The 20144-nt window shown below is 72.8% G+C and carries 18 protein-coding genes; 12 read left to right on the plus strand and 6 right to left on the minus strand.

The features are described from left to right. Window positions 1-1288: serine/threonine-protein kinase (locus L3K22_RS01125; RefSeq protein WP_263309766.1), on the minus strand; the 1288-nt coding region annotated here is incomplete at its 3' end. A gap of 160 nt (window positions 1289-1448) precedes the next feature. Between L3K22_RS01125 and L3K22_RS01130 the strand changes: the two genes are divergently transcribed. The 6 genes from L3K22_RS01130 to L3K22_RS01155 all read left to right on the plus strand — a co-directional run bounded on the left by L3K22_RS01130 (window position 1449) and on the right by L3K22_RS01155 (window position 9343). Then, window positions 1449-2126 carry an AIM24 family protein gene (locus L3K22_RS01130; protein WP_263309767.1) on the plus strand — a complete coding sequence of 226 codons (678 nt, stop codon included), beginning with the start codon at window positions 1449-1451 and terminating at the stop codon, window positions 2124-2126. An 82-nt stretch (window positions 2127-2208) separates the two neighbouring features. Beyond that, window positions 2209-4464: a circularly permuted type 2 ATP-grasp protein gene (locus L3K22_RS01135; protein WP_263309768.1), complete on the plus strand. Its 2256-nt coding sequence runs from the start codon at window positions 2209-2211 to the stop codon at window positions 4462-4464. Beyond that, on the plus strand, window positions 4457-5482 hold the full coding sequence (locus L3K22_RS01140; RefSeq protein ID WP_263309769.1) for a transglutaminase family protein: 1026 nt from the start codon (window positions 4457-4459) through the stop codon (window positions 5480-5482). Before L3K22_RS01135 ends, L3K22_RS01140 begins: the two co-directional genes overlap by 8 nt. Window positions 5483-5658: 176 nt before the next feature. After that, entirely contained in the window at window positions 5659-6579 is a 921-nt protein-coding gene (locus L3K22_RS01145) for a formate transporter FocA (RefSeq protein ID WP_263309770.1), read from the plus strand. 119 nt (window positions 6580-6698) lie between these two features. Next, window positions 6699-8165 (plus strand): FAD-dependent oxidoreductase, encoded by a 1467-nt coding sequence (locus tag L3K22_RS01150; protein ID WP_263309771.1) that lies wholly within the window; start codon window positions 6699-6701, stop codon window positions 8163-8165. Between the two features lie 200 nt (window positions 8166-8365). Further along, window positions 8366-9343 (plus strand): zinc-binding dehydrogenase, encoded by a 978-nt coding sequence (locus L3K22_RS01155; protein WP_263309772.1) that lies wholly within the window; start codon window positions 8366-8368, stop codon window positions 9341-9343. Window positions 9344-9435: 92 nt separating this feature from the next. Here L3K22_RS01155 and L3K22_RS01160 read toward each other — a convergent pair whose 3' ends face one another. Together L3K22_RS01160 and L3K22_RS01165 are read right to left on the minus strand one after the other, a co-directional pair. Next, complete coding sequence (locus tag L3K22_RS01160) at window positions 9436-9858, minus strand: organic hydroperoxide resistance protein (protein WP_010550080.1); 423 nt, start codon at window positions 9856-9858, stop codon at window positions 9436-9438. Continuing rightward, window positions 9855-10451, minus strand: a complete 597-nt coding sequence (locus L3K22_RS01165; protein WP_263309773.1) for a TetR/AcrR family transcriptional regulator — start codon at window positions 10449-10451, stop codon at window positions 9855-9857. Before L3K22_RS01165 ends, L3K22_RS01160 begins: the two co-directional genes overlap by 4 nt. A 109-nt stretch (window positions 10452-10560) precedes the next feature. On the opposite strand from L3K22_RS01165, the gene L3K22_RS01170 reads away from it, so the two are divergent. Beyond that, window positions 10561-10950 (plus strand): DUF1304 domain-containing protein, encoded by a 390-nt coding sequence (locus L3K22_RS01170; protein ID WP_263309774.1) that lies wholly within the window; start codon window positions 10561-10563, stop codon window positions 10948-10950. A gap of 31 nt (window positions 10951-10981) precedes the next feature. Here L3K22_RS01170 and L3K22_RS01175 read toward each other — a convergent pair whose 3' ends face one another. Both L3K22_RS01175 and L3K22_RS01180 read right to left on the minus strand, forming a co-directional pair. After that, window positions 10982-12193, minus strand: coding sequence for a pyridoxal phosphate-dependent aminotransferase (locus L3K22_RS01175; RefSeq protein ID WP_010550077.1), 1212 nt, complete (start codon window positions 12191-12193; stop codon window positions 10982-10984). Window positions 12194-12289: 96 nt separating this feature from the next. Continuing rightward, the gene (locus tag L3K22_RS01180; RefSeq protein ID WP_263309775.1) at window positions 12290-12412 is read right to left on the minus strand and encodes a hypothetical protein; all 123 of its coding nucleotides are present in this window, start codon (window positions 12410-12412) and stop codon (window positions 12290-12292) included. 94 nt (window positions 12413-12506) lie between these two features. Here L3K22_RS01180 and L3K22_RS01185 point away from each other — a divergent pair, with 94 nt between their 5' ends. From L3K22_RS01185 to L3K22_RS01200, 4 genes are read left to right on the plus strand one after another with little or no spacing between them, the layout of a single operon-like run. Beyond that, a complete protein-coding gene (locus L3K22_RS01185; RefSeq protein ID WP_263309776.1) occupies window positions 12507-14753 on the plus strand; it encodes an alpha-galactosidase in 2247 nt (748 codons plus the stop codon). Between the two features lie 32 nt (window positions 14754-14785). Next, entirely contained in the window at window positions 14786-15700 is a 915-nt protein-coding gene (locus tag L3K22_RS01190; protein ID WP_263309777.1) for a carbohydrate ABC transporter permease, read from the plus strand. Window positions 15701-15712: 12 nt separating this feature from the next. Then, a complete protein-coding gene (locus L3K22_RS01195) occupies window positions 15713-16660 on the plus strand; it encodes a carbohydrate ABC transporter permease (protein ID WP_053918071.1) in 948 nt (315 codons plus the stop codon). Between the two features lie 10 nt (window positions 16661-16670). Further along, the gene (locus tag L3K22_RS01200; RefSeq protein ID WP_263309778.1) at window positions 16671-18086 is read left to right on the plus strand and encodes an ABC transporter substrate-binding protein; all 1416 of its coding nucleotides are present in this window, start codon (window positions 16671-16673) and stop codon (window positions 18084-18086) included. Window positions 18087-18157: 71 nt separating this feature from the next. Here L3K22_RS01200 and L3K22_RS01205 read toward each other — a convergent pair whose 3' ends face one another. Next, window positions 18158-19324: an ROK family transcriptional regulator gene (locus L3K22_RS01205; RefSeq protein WP_263309779.1), complete on the minus strand. Its 1167-nt coding sequence runs from the start codon at window positions 19322-19324 to the stop codon at window positions 18158-18160. Between the two features lie 124 nt (window positions 19325-19448). On the opposite strand from L3K22_RS01205, the gene L3K22_RS01210 reads away from it, so the two are divergent. Further along, window positions 19449-20132, plus strand: coding sequence for a hypothetical protein (locus L3K22_RS01210; RefSeq protein ID WP_263309780.1), 684 nt, complete (start codon window positions 19449-19451; stop codon window positions 20130-20132). Window positions 20133-20144: the final 12 nt, after the last annotated feature.

The raw sequence follows: 20144 nt of genomic DNA on the forward strand, positions 1-20144 counted from the left end.
GATCTGGCGACGCGGCCGCGCCGTAGGGCGAGGCGTCCTGCGGCGCGGCGCCGTACGGGCCCGCCGCTCCGACGGGCCCGGCCGACGGCGGCACCACGGGCAGCGCCCGGGTGGGCGTGCCCGTCACCGGGATCACCTCGGTGGGCGGATCGTCCGGGGTCGCATAGCGGGGCAGGGTCTCCGTGGGCTGCTCGCCCGCGTCCGCGACGCGGGGCAGCGCCTCGGTCGCGGCGTCGCCGGCCGGCAGGGCCTCGGTCGCGCCCTCGGCGCCCTTCCCCTCCACCTCGTCCGTCGGGGTCGCGGCGCCGGCCGAGGGGGCTCCGTCCGCCCCGAGGACGGGCAGCACCGCGGTGCGCGGACCGGCCTCGAACGCCTCGGTGTCGCCGGGGTCGTCGTAGCGGTCCAGGTCGAGCTCGGCGAGGCGCGCCAGCAGCTCCTCGGGCGTCGCGCGCTCGGCGGGGTCGGCGCACAGGGCCGAGCGCAGCCAGTCGCCGAGCTCGGTGGGCACGCCGTCGATGTCGATCTCCCCGCGCTCCGCGCGCAGGAACACGAGGTCCGCCCGTCCGGTGCCGAAGGGCTCCCGCCCGGTCGCGGCGAAGGCGAGCATCGCCGCCCAGGACCACCAGTCCCCCGCCTCGACGGTGCGGTCGGTGCGCACCACCTCCGGGTCGAGATAGGCGGCTGTGCCCATCACCAGGCCGGTCGAGGTCAGCCGCGACTCCTCCGCGGCGATCGCGATGCCGAAGTCGATGATCACGGGGTCCAGGCCGTCCCCGTCGGGGTCGAAGCCCGAGAGGTCCCCCTCGGTCGCGCCGCGCAGCAGCACGTTGCTGGGCTTGAGATCGCGGTGGATCACGCCCGCCTCGTGGATGACCCGCAGCGTCTCCCCCAGCACCAGGCCCACCTCGCGCACCGCCTCTGGGTGCAGGCCGCCGTGCGCGCGCACCGCGTCCTCGAGCGTCGGCCCGGGCACGAACTCGGTGACCACGAAGGCGTCGGAGGACTCCAGCTCCGCGTCCAGGATCCGCACGATGTTGTCGTTGCGCACCCGCTGCTGGGCGGCGACCTCGCGGGCCAGCCGCTCCCTCGCACGGGGGTCGTCGGCGATCTCGTGGCGCAGCATCTTGATCGCGACGTCGTTCCCGTCGGCGTCGTGCGCGCGATAGACGATGCCCATCCCGCCCGCGCCGATCCGCCTCAGCACCTCGTAGCCGGAGTCCTCGGCGAGCGCCTCCAGCCGCGGATCGCTGGCGGCCGGAGGTCGTCGGGGCGTGCGCGAGTCGGACATGGGTCCCATGCTACGAGGCCCTGCACAGGCGAGCGGCGGCTTCACCGCACCCCCACAGGGTCCCCACGCGGCACCGGACGTGAGACGATCCCACCGCGGCGCGGTGGGCGTCGCAGGGAATCCATCGACCGATGCCGGTCGACCGACGAGATGAGGGGCCATGCGCTCGAACCTGTTCGACGCCTCCAACCAGGAGCGCCAGACCGACGACCGATGGGCGCTGCAGTCCTCCAAGATGCTGCGGTGCGCGCTGAACCCGCAGGCCCCGGAGATCATCTCCGCCGCGGGCGCGATGGTCGCCTACCAGGGGCAGATGGACTTCTCCTACCAGGGCTCCGGCGGCGGCATGAAGCTGCTGAAGAAGATGGCCACCGGCGAGGGCGGGAACATGATGCGCACCCGCGGCCAGGGCGAGATCTTCTTCGCCCGCCAGAACAACGAGGTCTTCCTGCTCCAGCTGGAGGGCGACGCGCTGACCCTCAACACCCGCAACATGCTCGCCTTCGACTCCTCGATCCAGTGGGACATCCGCTCGCTGGGCGGGGCGGGCTTCATGGCCGGCGGCCTGTTCAACCTGTTCCTGCAGGGGCAGGGGATGGTCGCGGTCACCTCCGACGGGCCGCCGATGCTGCTGGACTGCTCCCAGCAGCCCACCTTCGTGGATCCGCAGGCCGCGGTGTGCTGGTCCGCGAACCTCCAGCCGCAGATCAAGAACGACTTCAAGATGGGCTCGCTGATCGGCCGCGGCTCCGGGGAGTCCTTCCAGCTGGGCTTCCACGGCCCGGGCTTCGTCGTCGTCCAGCCCTCCGAGGGCGCGCCGGTGGTCGCCGCCTCCTGAGCGTGCCCGCGGCGACCCGGCGGGGCCGACCGCTCGGCCCCGCCGTCACCGCACGTCCGGGCGGCGTGTCTACGATGTCCAGGTGACCATCACGCATCCGCAGGCCCTGGCCGAGGAGCTCACCGCCCTCGGCCCCACGGGTCGACGGCGGGCGGCGGCGAGCGCCGCGACGATGTTCGCGGCAGACGTCTCCGCCCCGTCCCCCGCCCTCGACCCGGTGCCCGTCGTGCTGGACGCGGAGTCCTGGGCGGAGCTGTCGGCGGGGCTCGTGCAGCGGGTGCGGCTGCTGGACGCCCTGTACGCGGACCTGTACGGACCGCGCACCGTGCTCGACACCGAGGTCGCACCGGCGGCCGAGCTGCTCGCGGATCTCGCCTACCTGCGCCCGGCGGTGGGGATCCCCGCCCGCGGCGCCCATCACCTCTTCGCCGTCAGCACCACCGTCTCCCGCACCGCCGAGGGCGCCTGGGTGGTGCACGAGGACGCGGTGGACGTCCCCCGCGGCGCGGGCCTCACCCTGGAGCTGCGGCGGGTGCTCTCCCGCAGCGCGCCGTCGCTGTACCGCAACACGGAGATGCGCCGTCTCCACCCCTTCTTCGACACGCTGCGCACGTCCTTCCATCAGCGCACCCGGGCCGAGGGGCGCGCCGGGCGCCCCGTCGTGCTCCTCGAGGACGCGGAGGAGCCACTGGCCGCCTTCGACCACAGCTGGCTGGCGAACCTGCTGGGCGCGCCGACGGTGTCGGTCGGGGACCTGCGCGCCGGTGCTGGCGCCGTGACCCTGCGCCTGTCGGGCCTCGCCTCCGCCCCGGGCGAGCCGGTCGACGCGGTGCTGCGGCTGGTACCCTCGCCGCTGCTGGACCCCCTGGACCTCGGGCCGACGCCGCTGGGCGGGGTGACGGGCCTGGTCGAGGCGGCGCGCTGCGGCGACGTGGAGATCCTGAACCCGCTGGGCGCGGGCCTGCTCGAGAACCCGACCCTGCGCGCGGCGCTGCCCGACCTGTGCCGGCAGATGCTGCACGAGGACCTGCAGCTGCGGCCCGCACCCGCGGACGCCGCCCCTGCGCTGTGGCCCTCCCTGGACCCGTCGGGCGGCGAGGAGCTCACGGGACGGCCCGTGACGCTGAGCCTGCTGGTGATGGGGACCGAGGACGGCTTCGAGGTGCTGCCCGGCGGGATCGCGCGCACGGCCGACGAGGGCCCCGAGGCGCTCAAGGACGTGTGGGTCGCCGTCCCTGACACGTCCGCGGTCCCCGACGAGGAGCCGACCGGCCGTCCGGCCACGGAGCCGGCGTCGCGGCGCGCGAGCGTCTCCGCCTACCCCACGATGACCCGCTCGGTCGGCTCGGACCTGTTCTGGTTCGGCCGCTATCTCGAGCGCGTCGACTCCACCGCCCGCCTGCTGCGCACCGTGCTGGACACCTCCAACGACCTCGACGCCGAGCACAGCCGCAGCGCCCGCACCGCCCGCACGGTGCTGCTGCGGGCGGTGACCGAGGTGACCACCACCTATCCCGGCTTCCTCGACCTGGACCTGCGCGACGGCGAAGCGGTGCGGCTGGAGATCGAGAGCCTCCTGGGGGACGTCGGCAGACCCGGCTCCCTTGCGCAGTCCGCCGCCTCGCTCGCCCACACCACCCGCACCCTGCGCGACCTCATCTCCGATGACGTGTGGCCGGTGATCACGCGGATGCGGCTCCAGGTGCGCGGCGGGAGCGTGGACCCGCGCCCGCTGGAGCAGTGGCTCACCGACATCGTCGACGGCTGCCTGACCCTCTCCGGCGCGGTCGCCGACGCGATGCCCCGCGACCTCGGCTGGGACCTCACCGAGATCGGCCGCAAGATCGAGCGGACGATGAGCCTGCTGGCGCTGCTGCGCGCGGCCCTCGGCCATCGCCGCGGCCGCGCCGCGGAGGAGCGGATCGCGAACGCGGTCGCACTGATCACCGAGTCCGGCGCCTCCTACCGCCGCTCCTTCCACGCCGCCGTGCAGCCGGAGCTGCTGGTCGAGCTGCTGCTCAGCGACACCACGCTGCCGCGCTCGCTCGCCTTCCAGCTGGACCGCCTCGGCCAGGCCCTGGACCGGCTGCCCGAGACCGCGCCCTCCCCCGAGCTGCGCGCACCGATGTCGGCGCTGCGCACCCGCCTCGCCGCCTGGGAGCCGCACGAGCTGCTGCGCCCGCTGCCGGGCGCGCCCGCCGGTGAGGACGCGCCCACCGCGCTGCTGGCGGAGATCGACGCGGCGACGGAGTCCCTGCGCACCCTCGCCACCGCCCTCGAGGACCGCTTCTTCCGCGCCTCGGAATCCACCTCGCGATGGGGGGTCGACGATGTCTGAGAACGCACCCGACGCCCGGCCCGGACAGGACGGCGCGACCCCTCACGGCGCGCGGCCGCTGATCCCGCTGCGCCAGGAGGACGCCCCCGCCCTGGACCCGGTGCACTACCGGGTCCACCACCTCACCTCCTACCGCTACGCGAAGCCGGTCACCCGCAACTACGGCCGCGCCCACGTCGAGCCGCGCGCCACCCCGCACCAGCGCGTGCTCTCGCACGAGGTGGTCGTCGATCCGGCACCCGCCCGCCTCACCGCGCACACCGACTTCTACGGGAACTCCTCGACCTACCTCCTGGTCGACGCCCCGCACGAGCAGCTCGACGTGCACTCCCACGCCCGGGTCTCCGTCGCCGAGCGCCGCTACGGGCTCGAGCCGATGTCCCGCCCCTGGGAGCAGTGCACCCCCGAGCACTGGGGCGCGCCGATGCCCGGGGCGAGCCTCGACTTCGTCCACCCCTCCCCGCGGGTCCCGGGCGGGACCGCCGCCCGGGAGATCAGCGCCGAGGTGTTCCGGCCGGGACGCGCCGTCGGCGAGTGCCTCGCGGAGCTGACGGCGCTGATCCACACCGAGTTCACCTACGACTCCGCGGCCACCACCGTCACCTCCACCCTCGAGGAGGTGCTGGGGGCTCGGCACGGCGTCTGCCAGGACTTCTCCCATGTGGGAGTCGCCGCGGTGCGGGAGGCGGGGCTCGCCGCCCGGTACGTCTCCGGCTACCTGCGCACCGCCCCGTCGGCCGGCGGGGCGCTGGGCACCGAGCCGGCCGGGGAGATGATCGGCTCGGCCGCCTCGCACGCCTGGCTGAGCGTGCTCGTGCCCGGCACGGGATGGGTCGACATCGACCCCACCAACCGCACCTTCGTGGACCAGCGCTTCGTCACCACGGCCTGGGGCCGGGACTACGCCGACGTGCCGCCGCTGAAAGGGATCGTCGTCGGCCCGCCCGGGGCCAGCAGCACCCTGAGGGTCGCCGTCGGCGTCGTGCCCGAGACGGCGGGCACCGAGTCCGCCGACTGACGAAGGTCCCCTCCCCCGCGACGGACCGGGCGTACCCTGACCCCTGGTCACCGCAGGGGAACCCGCCCGGCTCCCCTCGTGCCGCACCGCGCGGCACGGCGGCCGACCACCAGACCTCCGTCCCCTCGCAGCGCGGGGACGGCCCCCGACCCGTCTCCAGCGAAGGACCTCCTCCGATGACCTCCCCAGCTCCCGAACCCCGCGCGGCCGCCGCGCCGGCGCCCGCACCGTCCACCGCCGCGACCGCTCCGAAGCCCCTCACCAAGGCACTCGAGGACGCGATGTTCGCGAAGGCGACGGCGCCGCTGGGGAAGATGTTCCTCGCGTCCCTCAGCGGCGGCGCCTTCATCGCGCTCGGCTTCGTGTTCATGGTGACCTCGCAGCAGGGCATGGGCGAGTGGCCGGTCGGGATCGCGAAGCTGATCGGCGGCGTCGTCTTCTCCGTCGGCCTGGGCCTCGTGGTGATCAGCGGCTCCGACCTGTTCACCGGCACCACGATGACCTCCATGCCGCGCCTGTCCCGCCGGATCACGACCGGGCAGATGCTGCGCCACTGGGGCGTCTCCGCGGGCGGCAACCTGATCGGCTCGGTCACGGTCGCGCTGCTGGTCCTCCTCGCCGGCACCCACGCCACCAACGGCTCCGCCTGGGGAATGGTGGTGCTGGACACCACCCAGGCGAAGGTCTCCCACGACTGGCACCAGGCCTTCTTCCTCGGCGTGCTCGCGAACTTCGCCGTGTGCCTGGCCGTGTGGGCGGCGACGGCCGGCAAGACCGTCGCCGACAAGATCCTCGCCGTCGCCGGCCCCGTCGCGCTGTTCGTCGCCACCGGCTTCGAGCACTCGGTCGCGAACATGTTCATGCTCCCCATGGGCCTGCTGATCAAGTACGGCGCCGGCGCCGGCTTCTGGGAGGGCGAGGCGCTGACCGAGGCCGGGAAGTCGCTCGGGGGCTACTCCTCGATCACGGTCGGCGCTGCGATCTGGGACAACCTCATCCCCGTGCTGCTGGGCAACATCGTCGGCGGCGCGGTGCTGGTCGGTGCGTACTTCTGGTCGATCCACCGCCGCGGCGCAGAGGACCTCGCGAAGGATTGAGAGCCGCCGGTCGTGGCGTCGAGCGGCTCACAGTGACCGGGGTGATGACGAATTCCGCGTATAGAGTGGTGCGGAAATCATTGCGACCCGGCGCCACGGCGCCACGAGACCGAGGTGTGATGTCCTCCTCCCAGCAGCCCTTCCGCCTGGCCGTCATCGGCTCCGGCCCCGCCGGTGTGTACGCCGCAGAGACCCTGCTGCGCTCCGCCCCGGTCAAGAGCGGCGAGCTCGAGGTCAGCATCGACCTGTTCGACCGCTTCCCCGCCCCGTTCGGCCTGATCCGCTACGGCGTCGCCCCCGATCATCCGCGCATCAAGGGCATCATCACCGCCCTGCACCGGATCCTCGGCCGCGGTGACATCCGCTTCCTCGGCGACGTCGAGTTCGGCACCGACCTCACCGCCGAGGACCTCCGCACCCACTACGACGCGGTGATCTACGCGACCGGCGCGCTCAAGGACGCGGACCTCCGGATCCCCGGCATCGAACTCGAGGGCTCCCACGGCGCGGCCGACTTCGTGGCCTGGTACGACGGGAATCCCGACTACCCCCGCACCTGGGAGCTCGACGCGGAGTCCGTGGCCGTGATCGGCAACGGCAACGTCGCCCTCGACGTCGCCCGCGTGCTCTCCAAGAGCGCCGACGAGCTGCTGCGCACCGAGATCCCGGCGAACGTGCATGAGGGCCTGCAGGCCGCACGCACGACGGACGTGCACGTCTTCGGCCGCCGCGGCCCCGCGCAGACGAAGTTCTCGCCGCTCGAGGCGCGCGAGCTCGCCCATCCCAAGGGCCTCCAGGTCGTCATGGATCCCCGCGATCTCGAGCAGATCACCGAGGCGCAGTGGGAGGCCATCAAGGCCGACAAGCGCACCGACCAGGTCGTGCAGACCTTCGTCGGCTGGCTCGAGGAGCAGCAGCGCCGCGAGGCCGCCGGCGAGGAGCCGACGGACCGCGAGGGCGGGCCGGTCCAGCGCCGCCTCCACATACACTTCTGGCACCGCCCCGTCGAGGTGCTCGGCGAGGACGGCCGGGTGACCGGCATGCGCTTCGAGCGGACCCGCCTGGACGAGGACGGCGAGCTCGTGGGCACCGGCGAGATGGTCGACTACGACCTCGGCGCCGTCTACCGGGCCGTCGGCTACCACGGCTCCGAGCTGCCGGGCGTGCCCTACGACGCCCGTCGCGGCGTCATCCTCAACCAGGCCGGCCGCGTCACCGAGGCCGACGGCTCCGTCATCCCCGGCGCCTACACCAACGGCTGGATCAAGCGCGGCCCCGTCGGCCTGATCGGCGCGACGAAGTCCGACGCGATCGAGACCATCACCTGCCTGCTCGAGGACATCGAGGCAGGTCGCCTCTCCCCCGCCCCCGAGCGGGAGGACGACGCGATCCTGCGCCTGCTCGAGGACCGGGGCGTGCAGTACACGACCTGGGACGGCTGGATGGCGCTGGACGAGCACGAGAAGAGCCTCGGCGCCGCCGCGGTGGACGCCGACGGCGAGCCCCGTGCCCGCATCAAGGTCGTCGAGCGCGAGGAGATGGTGCGCGTCTCCCGCGAGGGCGCACCGCAGCCCACGCACGCCTGAGCCGCGCACGAGCAGCAGGCACCCCGCCGCAGGGCCGGGGGTCGGACCGGAGCACCGGTCCCGTCCCCCGGCCCTTCTGCATCCCCCGGCGCCCTCGCGGCCGCGGCTGTGAGACCCGGAACAGCGCGGCCCGCGCACGGTGCAGGCAGGCACCCCGCCGCTATAGTGGAATGATTGTTCCACAATCGAGAGGCGATCCCATGCTCACCATCACCTACGACCGCTTCGGCGATCCCGCCGACGTCCTGCGCACCGCCGAGGCCGATGCCCCTGTTCCGGCCGCCGGCGAGGCGCTGCTGAGGATGTCGCTGAGCCCGATCCACCACCACGACCTGTGGACGATCCGCGGCTCCTACGGCGTCCGCCCCGCGCTGCCCTCCGGCGCCGGCAGCGAGGCCGTCGCGGTGGTGGAGGCGCTCGGCGAGGGCGGCGAGGGCTACGCCGTCGGCGACCGTGTCGCGGCGACCGGGATCACCGGAGCCTGGGCGGAGCTGTTCACCGCCCCCGCCTCCTCGCTGGTCCCGGTGCCGGCCGAGCTGCCGGACGAGTCCGCCGCCCAGCTCCTGGCCATGCCCTTCAGCGCCGTCTCCCTGCTCGAGCACCTCGACCTCGCTCCCGGCGAGGTGCTCGTGCAGAACGCCGCGACCGGGGCCGTCGGCCGCCTCGTCGCGCAGTTCGCTCGGCTGCGCGGGATCCGCGTCATCAGCCTGGTGCGGCGCGGCAGCGGTGTCGAGGAGCTCGCCGCGCAGGGCATCGGGGACGTCGTCGCCACCGATCGGGAGGACTGGCAGGAGCAGGCGCGTGCGCTGATCGGAGAGGCGCGCGTCGCAGCGGGGCTGGACTCCGTGGGCGGCGAGGCGGCGGGCCAGGTGCTCTCGCTGCTCGGGGACGGCGGTCGCCTGGTGGTCTTCGGGGCGATGGGCGACTCGACCATGGCGCTCCCCTCGGGCCCGATCATCTTCCGCGATCTGAAGGTCGAGGGCTTCTGGGGCTCCCGGGTCTCGGCGGAGATGGCGCCGGAGGTGCGTCGCCGGCTCATCGGCGAGATCTTCTCCGGCCTGCTCTCCGGCGAGGTCACCCTGCCGGTCGCGGCCACCTTCCCGCTGGAGGAGGTCGCCGCCGCCGTGGCGGCCACGCTGACCGACGGCCGACAGGGCAAGGTGCTGCTGCGCCCGTGAGCAGCATGCCGCAGCACGAGGAGCCCCGGCGGGATCGATCCCGCCGGGGCTCCTCGCACCTGCCCGACGCCTGCCGGCAGGACGCGGGGCGGTCAGTCGTCGGTGACGGTGACGACTACCGGGATGTTGCCCCGGGTGGCGTTCGAGTACGGGCACACCTGGTGCGCGGCGTCGGCCAGCGCCTGGGCGGTGTCGTGGTCGAGCTCCGGGATGACCACCTCGAGCTCGACGGCGAGCGAGAAGCCGCCGGACTCCTCGGAGCCGATGGTGACGCGGGCGCCGACGCTCGAGCCGTCGATCGCGACCTTCTGCTGCCGGGCGACGGCCTGCAGGGCGGAGTGGAAGCAGGCGGAGTACCCGGCGGCGAAGAGCTGCTCGGGGTTGGCGCCGGCGCCGGTGCCGCCCATGGCGGTCGGGACGGCGAGGTCGAAGGCGAGATCCGACTCGGCGACATCGACGTGGCCGTCGCGGCCGCCGCCGGTGGCCAGGGCTTCGGTGGTGTAGAGGGGCTTCATGGGTGTCCTTGCTCCTGGTTCTGGAGTGCGGTGAGGGCGGAGTCGATCGCGGCGGTGGCCGCATCCCGGTCCACCCGGGTCATGACCAGCGCGCTGATCAGCAGCGCGACGCAGGTCTCGACGAGCTGCGCGCGCTCCTGCGGCGACTGGTCGGGGCGTCGGGCCTGCACGCCGCGGGTGAAGGCGGCGAGCAGCTCGGCGCGATAGGCGCGCACGGCCTCGGCGATCCCGTCGTCCCGGGCGAGCCCGGAGCAGGCGGTGTTCACCAGCAGGCATCCGTCGGAGAGGGTGCGGCCGGACGGGTCCGCGAACAGCGCGCGGGCCGCGAGGAAGTAGCGCTCGAGAGCATCGGGGGCGACCTCGGGCGCGCAAAGCGGGGCGAGCCCGGGGCGGACGACACGCTCGAGGTAGTCCGCGATCGCGGCGTCGAACAGACCGCGCTTGGAGCCGAAGGCATGGTAGATGCTGCTGGCGTTCAGTCCGGTGGCCCGCTGGAGGCTCACCATGGAGGCGCCCTCGTACCCTTCGCTCCAGAACACGTCGCGGGCGGAGCGCACGGTGTCCTCCCGCACGAAGGCGGACTGTCGTCCCATGACCCCTCCTGCTCGCTGCCTGCTCGTCGTCGTTCCTCACCCGGACTGTCGGCGCCGGGCACGACCCACTATAGTGGAACGATCATTCCAATCGAGCTCGGAGGTCGCGATGCTCACCCTCGGCTCGATCCTGGCCCTCGCCGCGGCCGCTCTCCACGTGGTCATCTTCCGTCTGGAGTCACTCGCATGGGGCGGGACGCAGGCGCAGAAGGTGTTCGGCGAGCAGAGTCCGCACGAGGTCGCCGCAACCCGCGAGCTGGCTTTCAACCAGGGCTTCTACAACCTGTTCCTCGCCGTGCTCGCGGCGCTCGGCGCGGTGCTCGTCCTCGTGGGCACGACGATCGTGGGGGCGACCCTGCTGCTGGCCGGGACCGGGTCGATGCTCGCCGCCGCGACCGTGCTGCTGCTGAGCTCCCCGGCGCACCGCGCCGCCGCCGTGAAGCAGGGCGCGCTCCCGCTGCTGGCCGTGCTCGCGACGGCGATCGGCCTGCTGCTCTGACCCTCCCCGTCCGCGGGGCGCCCGGGCGCCCTCAGCGGCGGATCGAGGCGAGGTGGTCGGCGATGCGGTCCACGGCGTCGGCGAGCACGTCGGCCTGCGGGAGGGTCACCAGGCGCAGGTGGTCGGGCTCGGGGTAGTTGAAGCCGGTGCCGTGGTTGACCAGCAGTTTCTTCGAGCGCAGCAGGTCGTAGGCGAACTGCTCGTCATCCTCGAGGCGGTACATCTCGCGGTCGATGCGCGGGAACATGTACAGCGCCCCCGAGGCTTTCACGACGCTCACTCCGTCGATCGCGCTGAGGCCCTCGTAGGCGACGTCCCGCTGCTCGCGCAGGCGGCCGCCGGGCAGCAGCAGCTCGTTCACGCTCTGGTAGCCGCCCAGCGCCGTGGCGACCACGTGCTGGGCGGGGACGTTCGGGCACAGGCGCATGTTCGAGAGCACGTCGAGGCCCTCGATGAAGCTGGCCGCATGCTCCTTCGGCCCGTACAGCGCCATCCAGCCGGCGCGGAAGCCCGCCACCCGGTATGCCTTGGACAGCCCGTTGAAGGTGATGGTCAGCAGGTCCGGGGCGAGCTTCGCGATGTGGGTGTGGACCGCGTCGTCGTAGAGGATCTTGTCGTAGATCTCGTCGGCCAGGATCATCAGCCCGTGCTTGCGGGCGACCTCGACGATCTCCCGCAGCACGTGCTCGGGATAGACAGCGCCGGTGGGGTTGTTGGGGTTGATGACCACGATCGCCTTGGTGCGCGGGGTGACCTTGTCGGCGATGTCGGAGACGTCGGGCCACCACTGCTGCTCCTCGTCGCAGCGGTAGTGGACGGCGCGTCCGCCCGCGAGCGCGATCGAGGCGGTCCACAGCGGGTAGTCCGGGGCGGGGACGAGCACCTCGTCGCCGTCGTCTACGAGGGCCTGGCAGGTCATCTGGATCAGCTCGGAGACGCCGTTGCCGAGGTAGATGTCGTCCAGCCCCATGCCGGGCATGCCCTTGGTCTGGTAGTACTGCGCGACCGCGCGACGGGCGGAGACGATGCCCTTGGAGTCCGAGTACCCCTGCGCGGTGGGCAGGGTCCGGATCATGTCCACGAGGATCTCGTCGGGCGCCTCGAAGCCGAAGGGGGCGGGATTGCCGATGTTGAGCTTGAGGATCTTGTGGCCCTCGGCCTCCATGCGGGCGGCCTCTGCGGGGACCGGCCCGCGGATCTCGTAGCAGACGTCGCGCAGCTTGGAGGACTGGGTGAAGATCATGCGGGGCTCCTGGCCTTCTCTGGGGTGGGCGACAGGGTATCGCCGCAGGCGCGGCGACGCCGAGCCGTCTCGCACCGCCCCGCCCGCCGGCGCCGCTCACCCCAGGCGGATGCCGTTGCCCGGACCGACGGGGAGGTCCAGGCCCCAGAGCACCAGCAGCACCGCGAGACACGCCCGACCCTGTCGGACCGGGGCGGTGGGCGACCTCTCGACGGACATTACTTTCATGGTTATAGTTAATCCGTCGCGCTGTCGCGCCGCCGCTCGGCGACCGTCCGCGACAGCACACAGAGCCGCAGACCGGAGGTCGTCGATGTCCCCGCAGCCCGCCGCACCCGACCGCGACGTGACCGTGCCCCGCCCCGGGGCCGCTCACCGCGTCCACCTCGCCGCGAGCGGGGTCTCCGTGCTGCTGGACGTCACCGACGGGCGCGTCCCCGCGATCGCGCACTGGGGCCGTGCTCTCGGCGCCCTCGGGCCAGAGGGCATGGATGCGCTGTGCGAGGCGACGACCCCGCCGGTCCCGCAGAACCTCGTGGACGTCCCGGTGCGCGTCGGCCTCCTCCCCCAGGTCTCCGACGGCTGGCTCGGGCGCCCGGGGCTGGCCGGCTCCCGCCCGGACGGCTCCGGCTGGACCCCGCGCCTGATCACCCGCGGCCTGCGGATCGACGGGACGCCGCTGACGGGCGCGCACGCCGAGACCGGTGCGGCGCACGTCGAGATCGACCTCGAGGACCCGGAGGAGGGCCTCGCGGTCCTGCTCGAGCTCGATCTGCTGCCCACGGGCCTGCTGCGCCTGCGCACCCGCCTGACGAACACCGGCACCGGCCCCTACCGCCTCGACGAGCTCACCCTCTCCCTCCCCGTCCCCGCCACGGCCGACGAGCTGCTGGACTTCGCGGGTCGCTGGACGAAGGAGCGCACCCCGCAGCGTCGCGCCTTCACCGTCGGCACCCATCTGCGGGAGAACCGACGCGGCCGCACCGGAGCGGACTCCGCCCATCTGCTCCACGCCGGCCGGCCCGGATTCGGCTTCCGCGAGGGCGAGGTGTGGGCGGTGCACACCGCCTTCTCCGGCAATCACCGCCACCTCGCCGAGCGCACGAGCTCCGACCAGCGCCTGCTCGGCGGCGGCGAGCTGCTGCTGCCCGGCGAGGTCGCCCTCGAGCAGGGCGGGACGTACGAGAGCCCGTGGCTGTACGCCTCCTACGGCGACGGCCTCGACCAGGTCGCCGCCCGCTTCCACCGCCACCTCCGCTCGCGCCCCCATCACGTCGACGCCCGCCGCCCCGTCACCCTGAACGTGTGGGAGGCGGTCTACTTCGACCACGACCTGGAGCGGCTCACCGACCTCGCCGACCGCGCCGCCGCGCTCGGCGTCGAGCGCTTCGTCCTGGACGACGGGTGGTTCGGCTCCCGCCGGGACGACACCTCCGGCCTCGGCGACTGGGTCGTCTCTCCCGAGGCGTGGCCGGACGGGCTCGGCCCGCTGATCGACCACGTGCGGGCGCTCGGCATGGAGTTCGGGATCTGGTTCGAGCCGGAGATGGTGAGCGAGGACTCCGACGTCGCCCGCGCGCATCCCGAGTGGATCATGGCGCCCTCGCCCGAGCGGATGCCGCTGCGCTCGCGGAACCAGCAGGTGCTGAACCTGTCGATCCCCGCGGCGTACGCGCACGTGCGCGACCAGATGCTCGCCCTGCTCGGCGCCCACGAGATCGGCTACATCAAGTGGGACCAGAACCGGGACCTGCTGGAGTCCGCGACCCGCGCCACGGGCCGGGCCGCCGTGCACGACCAGACCCGCGCCGCCTACCGCCTCATGGACGAGCTGCGCACGGCCCACCCGGGCCTGGAGATCGAGGCCTGCGCCTCGGGCGGTGCGCGTGTGGACCTCGGCGTGCTCGAGCACACCGACCGGGTGTGGGTCTCGGACTGCATCGACCCGCTCGAACGCCAGCAGATGCACCGCTGGACCTCGCAGCTGATCCCGCTGGAGCTCATGGGCAGCCACATCGCCTCCGGCCGCTCCCACACCACCGGGCGCCTGCACACCCTCGGCTTCCGCGCCCACTCGGCGCTGATCGGCCACCTCGGCATCGAGTGGGACCTCGCCGCCGCGAGCGAGGAGGAGCTCGCCGAGCTCACCGCCTGGATCACGCTCTACAAGGAGCGCCGCGAGCTGCTGTTCACGGGCGATCTCGTGCGCGCCGACCGCGGCGAGAGCCCCCTGTGGCTGCAGGGCGTGGTCTCCCCCGATCAGGGCGAGGCGCTGTTCGCGCTGAGCGCCGTCGGCCGGGCCGACACCGCCCAGCACCCGCGCCTGGTGCTGCCGGGCCTGGATCCCGCCGCCGCCTACCGGGTGCGCGCCCTGCTGCCCAGCGGCCCGCCCTCGCATCTCACGCCCCCGTCCTGGCTCGCCCGCGTGCTCGAGGCGGACGGGGCGGTGCTGCCCGGCGCGGCGCTGGCCGTCGCCGGCCTCGCCGCTCCCCTGCTCGACCCCGAGCAGGGCCTGCTGCTGTCCCTGACCCGCGAGAGCGCCGCCGGCGCGTCCCGCTGACCCGTCCCCCACCACCACGGAAGAAGGCACCCATGTCCACCGCGACGACGTCGACGCGGTCGGCCCCGACGAGGCGCCGCCGGAAGGACGACACGAAGCTCGCGCTGCTGTTCATCGCGCCCGCCTCGGTCGGCCTGCTGGTGTTCCTCGTCTGGCCGCTGCTGACCGGCCTGTACTACTCCCTCACGGAGTACACGACCCTCACCCCGCCCGAGTGGGTGGGGCTGGACAACTACCGGCAGCTGCTGGCTGATCCGATCTTCTGGACCTCGTTGCGGGTGACCTTGCTGTACGTCCTCATCAACATCGGCGTGCAGACGCTCGTCGCGCTCGTCATCGCGGTGCTCATGCAGCGCCTGACCCAGTCCACCGTGCTGCGCTCGCTGGTGCTGGCGCCCTATCTGGTCTCGAACGTGGTCGCCGCGATCGTGTTCCTGTGGATCCTGGACACCCAGCTGGGCATCTTCAACATGCTCCTGCAGTGGATCGGCTTCGACCCGATCGCCTTCTGGGCGAGCGAGACCTGGGTGATCCCGACGGTCGCGCTGGTGAACGTGTGGCGGCACATGGGCTACACGGCGCTGCTGCTCTTCGCGGGCCTGCAGTCGATCCCCGCCCACCTCTACGAGGCCGCACGCACCGAGGGCGCCGGGGAGATCGCGATGTTCCGCCGCATCACCCTGCCGCTGCTGCGCCCGATCCTGGCGCTGGTGCTGATCATGACGATCATCGGCTCCTTCCAGGTCTTCGACACCATCTCGGTCACCACCCAGGGCGGTCCCGCCGACGCCTCCAAGGTGCTGCAGATGTACATCTACGAGAACGCCTTCGCCCAGTACGAGTTCGGCTACGCCTCGGCGCTGTCCGTCGCGCTGCTGGTGATCCTCATGGTGATCACCTTCGCCCAGTACTGGATGAGCCGTGCCGGCCAGTCGGACCTGGACTGAGAGGACAGCGCGATGACCACGACCACGCAGCGGCCCGACAGCGCGCCGCGCACCGACGCCGACCGCCCCGCGCCCCGGCACCGCCGCAGCATCCCCTGGGGGAGGATCGCGGCCTGGGCCGTGATGGTGATCTTCCTGCTGATCACCCTGTTCCCCTTCTACTGGATGCTGCGCACGGCGCTGTCCAGCAACAACGCCCTGGCCACCGACCCGGGCAGCCTCCTGCCCGTCGGCCTGAACACGGGCGGCTTCGAGCGCGTCTTCGGCCTGCAGGACGTCGAGACCGCGATCTCGCAGGGCGGCTCCGGCGCCTCGATCACCTTCTGGCGCTACCTGCTGAACTCGGTGATCGTCGCGACCACGATCACCGTGGTCCAGACCTTCTCCTGCGCGATGGCCGCCTACGCCTTCTCGCGCCTGCGCTGGCGCGGCCGGGACACCGTGTTCCTGATCTTCCTGGGCTCGCTGATGATCCCGCAGATCTTCACCCTGCTGCCCAACTTCATCCTGATCAAGAACCTGGGCCTGGTGGACACGCTGCTGGGGATCATGCTCCCCACCCTGTTCATCTCGAGCTTCGCGATCTTCTTCCTGCGCCAGTTCTTCAACAACATCTCGCGCGAGGTCGAGGAGGCCGCGCTGATCGACGGGGCGAGCAAGGCGAGGGTGTTCTTCACGCTCATCCTGCCGATCTCCTCGGCGCCGCTGGCGACGCTGGCGCTGCTGACCTACATGACGGCCTGGAACGAGTACTTCTGGTCACTGATGGTCTCCTACACCGACCAGTCCCGCGTGCTCACCGTCGCGCTCGGCGTCTTCCGCGCCCAGGCCCCGGGCACGGGCCCGGACTGGTCCGGGCTGATGGCGGCGACCCTCGTCGCGGCCGCGCCCATGCTGATCCTCTTCGCCCTGTTCGCGAAGAAGATCGTGAACTCCATCGGCTTCAGCGGGATCAAGTGAGGTGCCCGAGATGACACAGAACCGCCTTCCCCTCCCGCCCTCCGACTCCCCCGCCGGCACCCCTCCGCGAGGGCTGAGCCGTCGCCGGCTCCTCACGGGCACGGCGGCGCTCGCCGCAGGCGCCGCGGGCACCGTCGCGCTCAGCTCCTGCGGGACGAGCGCCGCCCCGCCCGGCGCCACCGAGATCGACTACTGGCTGTGGGACGCGAACCAGCTGCCCGCCTACTCCGCCGCGATCGATGCGTTCATGGCCGAGAACCCCGACGTCTTCGTACGGATCACCCAGCTCGGCTGGGACGACTACTGGACGAAGCTCACCGCGGGCTTCGTCGCCGGTGCCGGCCCCGACGCCTTCGCCGACCACCTGGCGCGATTCCCGGAGTTCGTCAGCCTCGGCGTGATCGCACCGCTGGACGATCTCGCACCGCTGGTCGACGTCACCGCCGACCGCTTCCAGGACGGCCTGCAGGAGCTGTGGACCGGCCAGGACGGGAAGCGCTACGGCATCCCGAAGGACTACGACACCATCGCGGTGATGTACGACAAGGGAATGCTCGAGAAGGAGGGGCTGACCGAGGACGACCTCGCAAGCCTGGACTGGAACCCCGAGGACGGCGGCTCCTTCGAGCGCCTGCTCGCCCGGCTCACGATCGACGAGAACGGCGTGCGCGGCGACGAGGAGGGATTCGACCCGATGCGGATCGCGCGCTACGGCATGGGCGCCGACGCCGGCATCGACTACGTCGGCCAGTCCACCTGGTCGGCCTTCGCCTTCTCGACCGGCTGGACCTTCACCGACGCCGACACCTGGGGCACGACCTTCCACTACGACGACGACCGCTTCGCGGCGACGATCGACTGGTTCTTCGGGCTCGTGGACAAGGGCTTCTTCCCGCCCTTCGGCATGTTCGGCGACTCCAGCCCCGTCCAGACCCAGGTGCAGTCCGGGAAGGCGGCGCTGGGCCTGGCCGGGTCGTGGATGATCACGACCTGGTCGAACCTCGAGGGCGTCGACCTCGGGATCGCTCCGCTGCCGACGGGGCCGATCGGCACCCCGATGTCGATGTTCAACGGCCTGGGCGACTCGATCGCCGCGCAGTCGGAGAACAAGGAGGAGGCGGCGCGGCTGATCGCCTTCCTCGCCTCCGACGAGGCGCAGCGGATCATCGGCGAGCGCGCCCCGTTCTTCCCCGCGACCGACGTGGGCACGGAGACCGCGATCGCGGCCTATGCAGAGCGGGGCCTAGACGTCACCCCGTTCACGGACCGGGTGGCCGAGGGCGAGACCGGCCGGTACCCGCTGGTGGAGAACTCCGCCGCGATCATGTCGATCATGCAGCCGGCCTTCGACCAGTGCTGGATGCGGCGGATCGACGGCGCGGACTTCGCGGCCTACAACGCGCGGGTCAACGCGCTGTTCGAGTGACGGCGGCGTCCACGTGACGTCCATGCCCGGGCTCCGATGCACGGGAGCCGGGGGGTCGGCGGCGGGGTCGCTCAGACCTCGCCGCCGACGAACTCCTGGATCGCGATGACCGCGGCGCCGCGCGCCCACTGATCGAAGTCCCCGCCGAGCTCCCGCAGGACGAGGTCCTGCTGCGCGATGGGGAGCGAGGCGCGCAGGGTCCGCTCGAACTCCCCGTCGGCCGCGAGCACCAGGTCGATCGTCTCCCCGCCGAGCACGATCGCCTCGGGGTCGACCACGGCGACCACGGCGGCGGCGGCGCGCGCGAGGGTGCGGGCGAGGTCCGCGCTGAGGGCGCGGGCGGCGGGGTCGCCGGCCGCGAGCCGGGCCCGCAGGCGCTCGACGCCCTCGCCCTCCCCCAGCACCCCGACCTCCCGCGCCGCCTCGACCACCGCGGCGGTCCGCGCCGAGCGCCAGAAAGGCTCGGGGGCGCCGTCCTCCCGTGCGGCGACGGGCAGGCGGCCGGTGAGCCCCGCGAGATGGGAGCGGCCCTGCAGCAGCCGCCCCTCGACGACGGTGCCGATCGCGACGCCGACCCCGATCGTGAGGACCGCGAAGGTGCGATAGGCGCGGCCGATCCCGAACCAGTTCAGGCCGTGGATCATGGCGGCGATGTCGTTGTCGACGGTGACCGGCAGGGCGAGGCGCGCCTCGAGCCGGTCGGCGAGGTCGACGGGGTGCTCCCAGCCGAGGATCCAGGAGGAGTCCACACGGCGCCGGTCGGCGACGCGGCCGCCGATGCTGACGCCCACCCCGGCCACGTGCGGATGCGCGCCGGCGAGGGCGAGGACCGGGTCGACCACCGCCTCCGCGACCGCCTCGGCGGAGGTGTCCGGCAGCGGCATCACCAGCTCCTCGAGAGCGTTGCCGCGCGCGGTGGTGACCACGACGTGGACCTCGTCGGCCGTGACCTTGACCCCGATGAACCGGGGACCGTGGTTCTCCTCGATGTCCAGCGGCTGCTGGGGGCGACCCTTGGCGAGCGCCACGGTGTCCAGGGGGTGGAGGTGGCCGGCCTCGAGCAGATCGCGGGTCACGCGCGTGACCGTCGGCGCGGACAGGCCGAGGCGCTCGGTGAGATCGCGGCGGGAGCGGGGGCCGAAGCGCAGCAGGTCCCGGTACACGGCCCGGGCGCTGGTGCCGCCGAGGTCGGGCACCGCCGTGACGTGCTCCGCGTACTCGCGCTGCTCCCCGTGCATCCCGCGAGTCTAGCGGCGGGAGCAGGTCGCACCCTCCCGGCCCGATCTGCGATGCTTTCGTCGACAGCAGCGCCCGGCCGCCGCAGGAGGCGGCCGGCTCCACGACGCCCGAGGGGGAACACCGATGAGCGAGTCCGCGAGCGCCGGCACCGACCGTCCCGAGGTCACGATCTACACCGCCTACGAGATCGACTTCATGCTCGGCCTGCGCGACACCGAGAACGCGCGGATCACGCGCGAGCAGATCGGGCTGCGCAGCGCCCCGGAGCAGGCGCGCGAGTTCGTCACGGCCGCGGTCACCTCGGGGCTGCGCGCCCGCGGGAAGGTGGAGCGGTCCGCGGACGGCCAGTGGCTGCTGGGCGAGGAGGGCCAGGTCATCGCCGGCGCCCTGACCGCCGCGGACCGCTGGCTCGGGATCGCGCTGGCCGAGGGCGAGGCGATGCGGATGGCCTTCATCATCAAGGCGAACGACGCGATCCTCATGCTCACCCAGGACGAGCTGGACTCCTTCGTGCTCTCGGCCCTGCCCGACGCCGCGCACGTGCCCGCCTCGGTCTCCGACATCGTCCTGGCCTTCCTCGAGGACAGCGCCGAGCGCACCATCTCGCTGCGCCGCACCGAGATCTCCTCCCCCGCCGATCCGGTGCCGCTGATGGTGCACGTCGAGGCCGACGGCTCCTGGCGCCTCGGCCACCTGCCGCTGGACGATCAGGGCGTGCTGACGGTCTCAGAGGTCACGGCCGCGCAGCTGCCCGAGGTCGTGCGCGGGCTGTGGGAGGACGGCACGAGCGCGGCGCCCGCCGCCTGAACGCGGGCCACG

The organism is Brachybacterium atlanticum, assembly GCF_025669985.1.
Lineage (GTDB): Bacteria > Actinomycetota > Actinomycetes > Actinomycetales > Dermabacteraceae > Brachybacterium > Brachybacterium conglomeratum.

What these genes read in the sequence shown, in the direction of transcription:
- L3K22_RS01155 (WP_263309772.1), top strand. Translation starts at nt 8,366, where the DNA reads ATGCTCACCATCACCTACGACCGCTTCGGCGATCCCGCCGACGTCCTG.
- L3K22_RS01150 (WP_263309771.1), top strand. Translation starts at nt 6,699, where the DNA reads ATGTCCTCCTCCCAGCAGCCCTTCCGCCTGGCCGTCATCGGCTCCGGC.
- L3K22_RS01200 (WP_263309778.1), top strand. Translation starts at nt 16,671, where the DNA reads ATGACACAGAACCGCCTTCCCCTCCCGCCCTCCGACTCCCCCGCCGGC.
- L3K22_RS01165 (WP_263309773.1), bottom strand. Translation starts at nt 10,451, where the DNA reads ATGGGACGACAGTCCGCCTTCGTGCGGGAGGACACCGTGCGCTCCGCC.
- L3K22_RS01140 (WP_263309769.1), top strand. Translation starts at nt 4,457, where the DNA reads ATGTCTGAGAACGCACCCGACGCCCGGCCCGGACAGGACGGCGCGACC.
- L3K22_RS01170 (WP_263309774.1), top strand. Translation starts at nt 10,561, where the DNA reads ATGCTCACCCTCGGCTCGATCCTGGCCCTCGCCGCGGCCGCTCTCCAC.
- L3K22_RS01180 (WP_263309775.1), bottom strand. Translation starts at nt 12,412, where the DNA reads ATGTCCGTCGAGAGGTCGCCCACCGCCCCGGTCCGACAGGGTCGGGCG.
- L3K22_RS01185 (WP_263309776.1), top strand. Translation starts at nt 12,507, where the DNA reads ATGTCCCCGCAGCCCGCCGCACCCGACCGCGACGTGACCGTGCCCCGC.
- L3K22_RS01160 (WP_010550080.1), bottom strand. Translation starts at nt 9,858, where the DNA reads ATGAAGCCCCTCTACACCACCGAAGCCCTGGCCACCGGCGGCGGCCGC.
- L3K22_RS01195 (WP_053918071.1), top strand. Translation starts at nt 15,713, where the DNA reads ATGACCACGACCACGCAGCGGCCCGACAGCGCGCCGCGCACCGACGCC.
- L3K22_RS01190 (WP_263309777.1), top strand. Translation starts at nt 14,786, where the DNA reads ATGTCCACCGCGACGACGTCGACGCGGTCGGCCCCGACGAGGCGCCGC.
- L3K22_RS01130 (WP_263309767.1), top strand. Translation starts at nt 1,449, where the DNA reads ATGCGCTCGAACCTGTTCGACGCCTCCAACCAGGAGCGCCAGACCGAC.
- L3K22_RS01175 (WP_010550077.1), bottom strand. Translation starts at nt 12,193, where the DNA reads ATGATCTTCACCCAGTCCTCCAAGCTGCGCGACGTCTGCTACGAGATC.
- L3K22_RS01145 (WP_263309770.1), top strand. Translation starts at nt 5,659, where the DNA reads ATGACCTCCCCAGCTCCCGAACCCCGCGCGGCCGCCGCGCCGGCGCCC.
- L3K22_RS01205 (WP_263309779.1), bottom strand. Translation starts at nt 19,324, where the DNA reads ATGCACGGGGAGCAGCGCGAGTACGCGGAGCACGTCACGGCGGTGCCC.
- L3K22_RS01210 (WP_263309780.1), top strand. Translation starts at nt 19,449, where the DNA reads ATGAGCGAGTCCGCGAGCGCCGGCACCGACCGTCCCGAGGTCACGATC.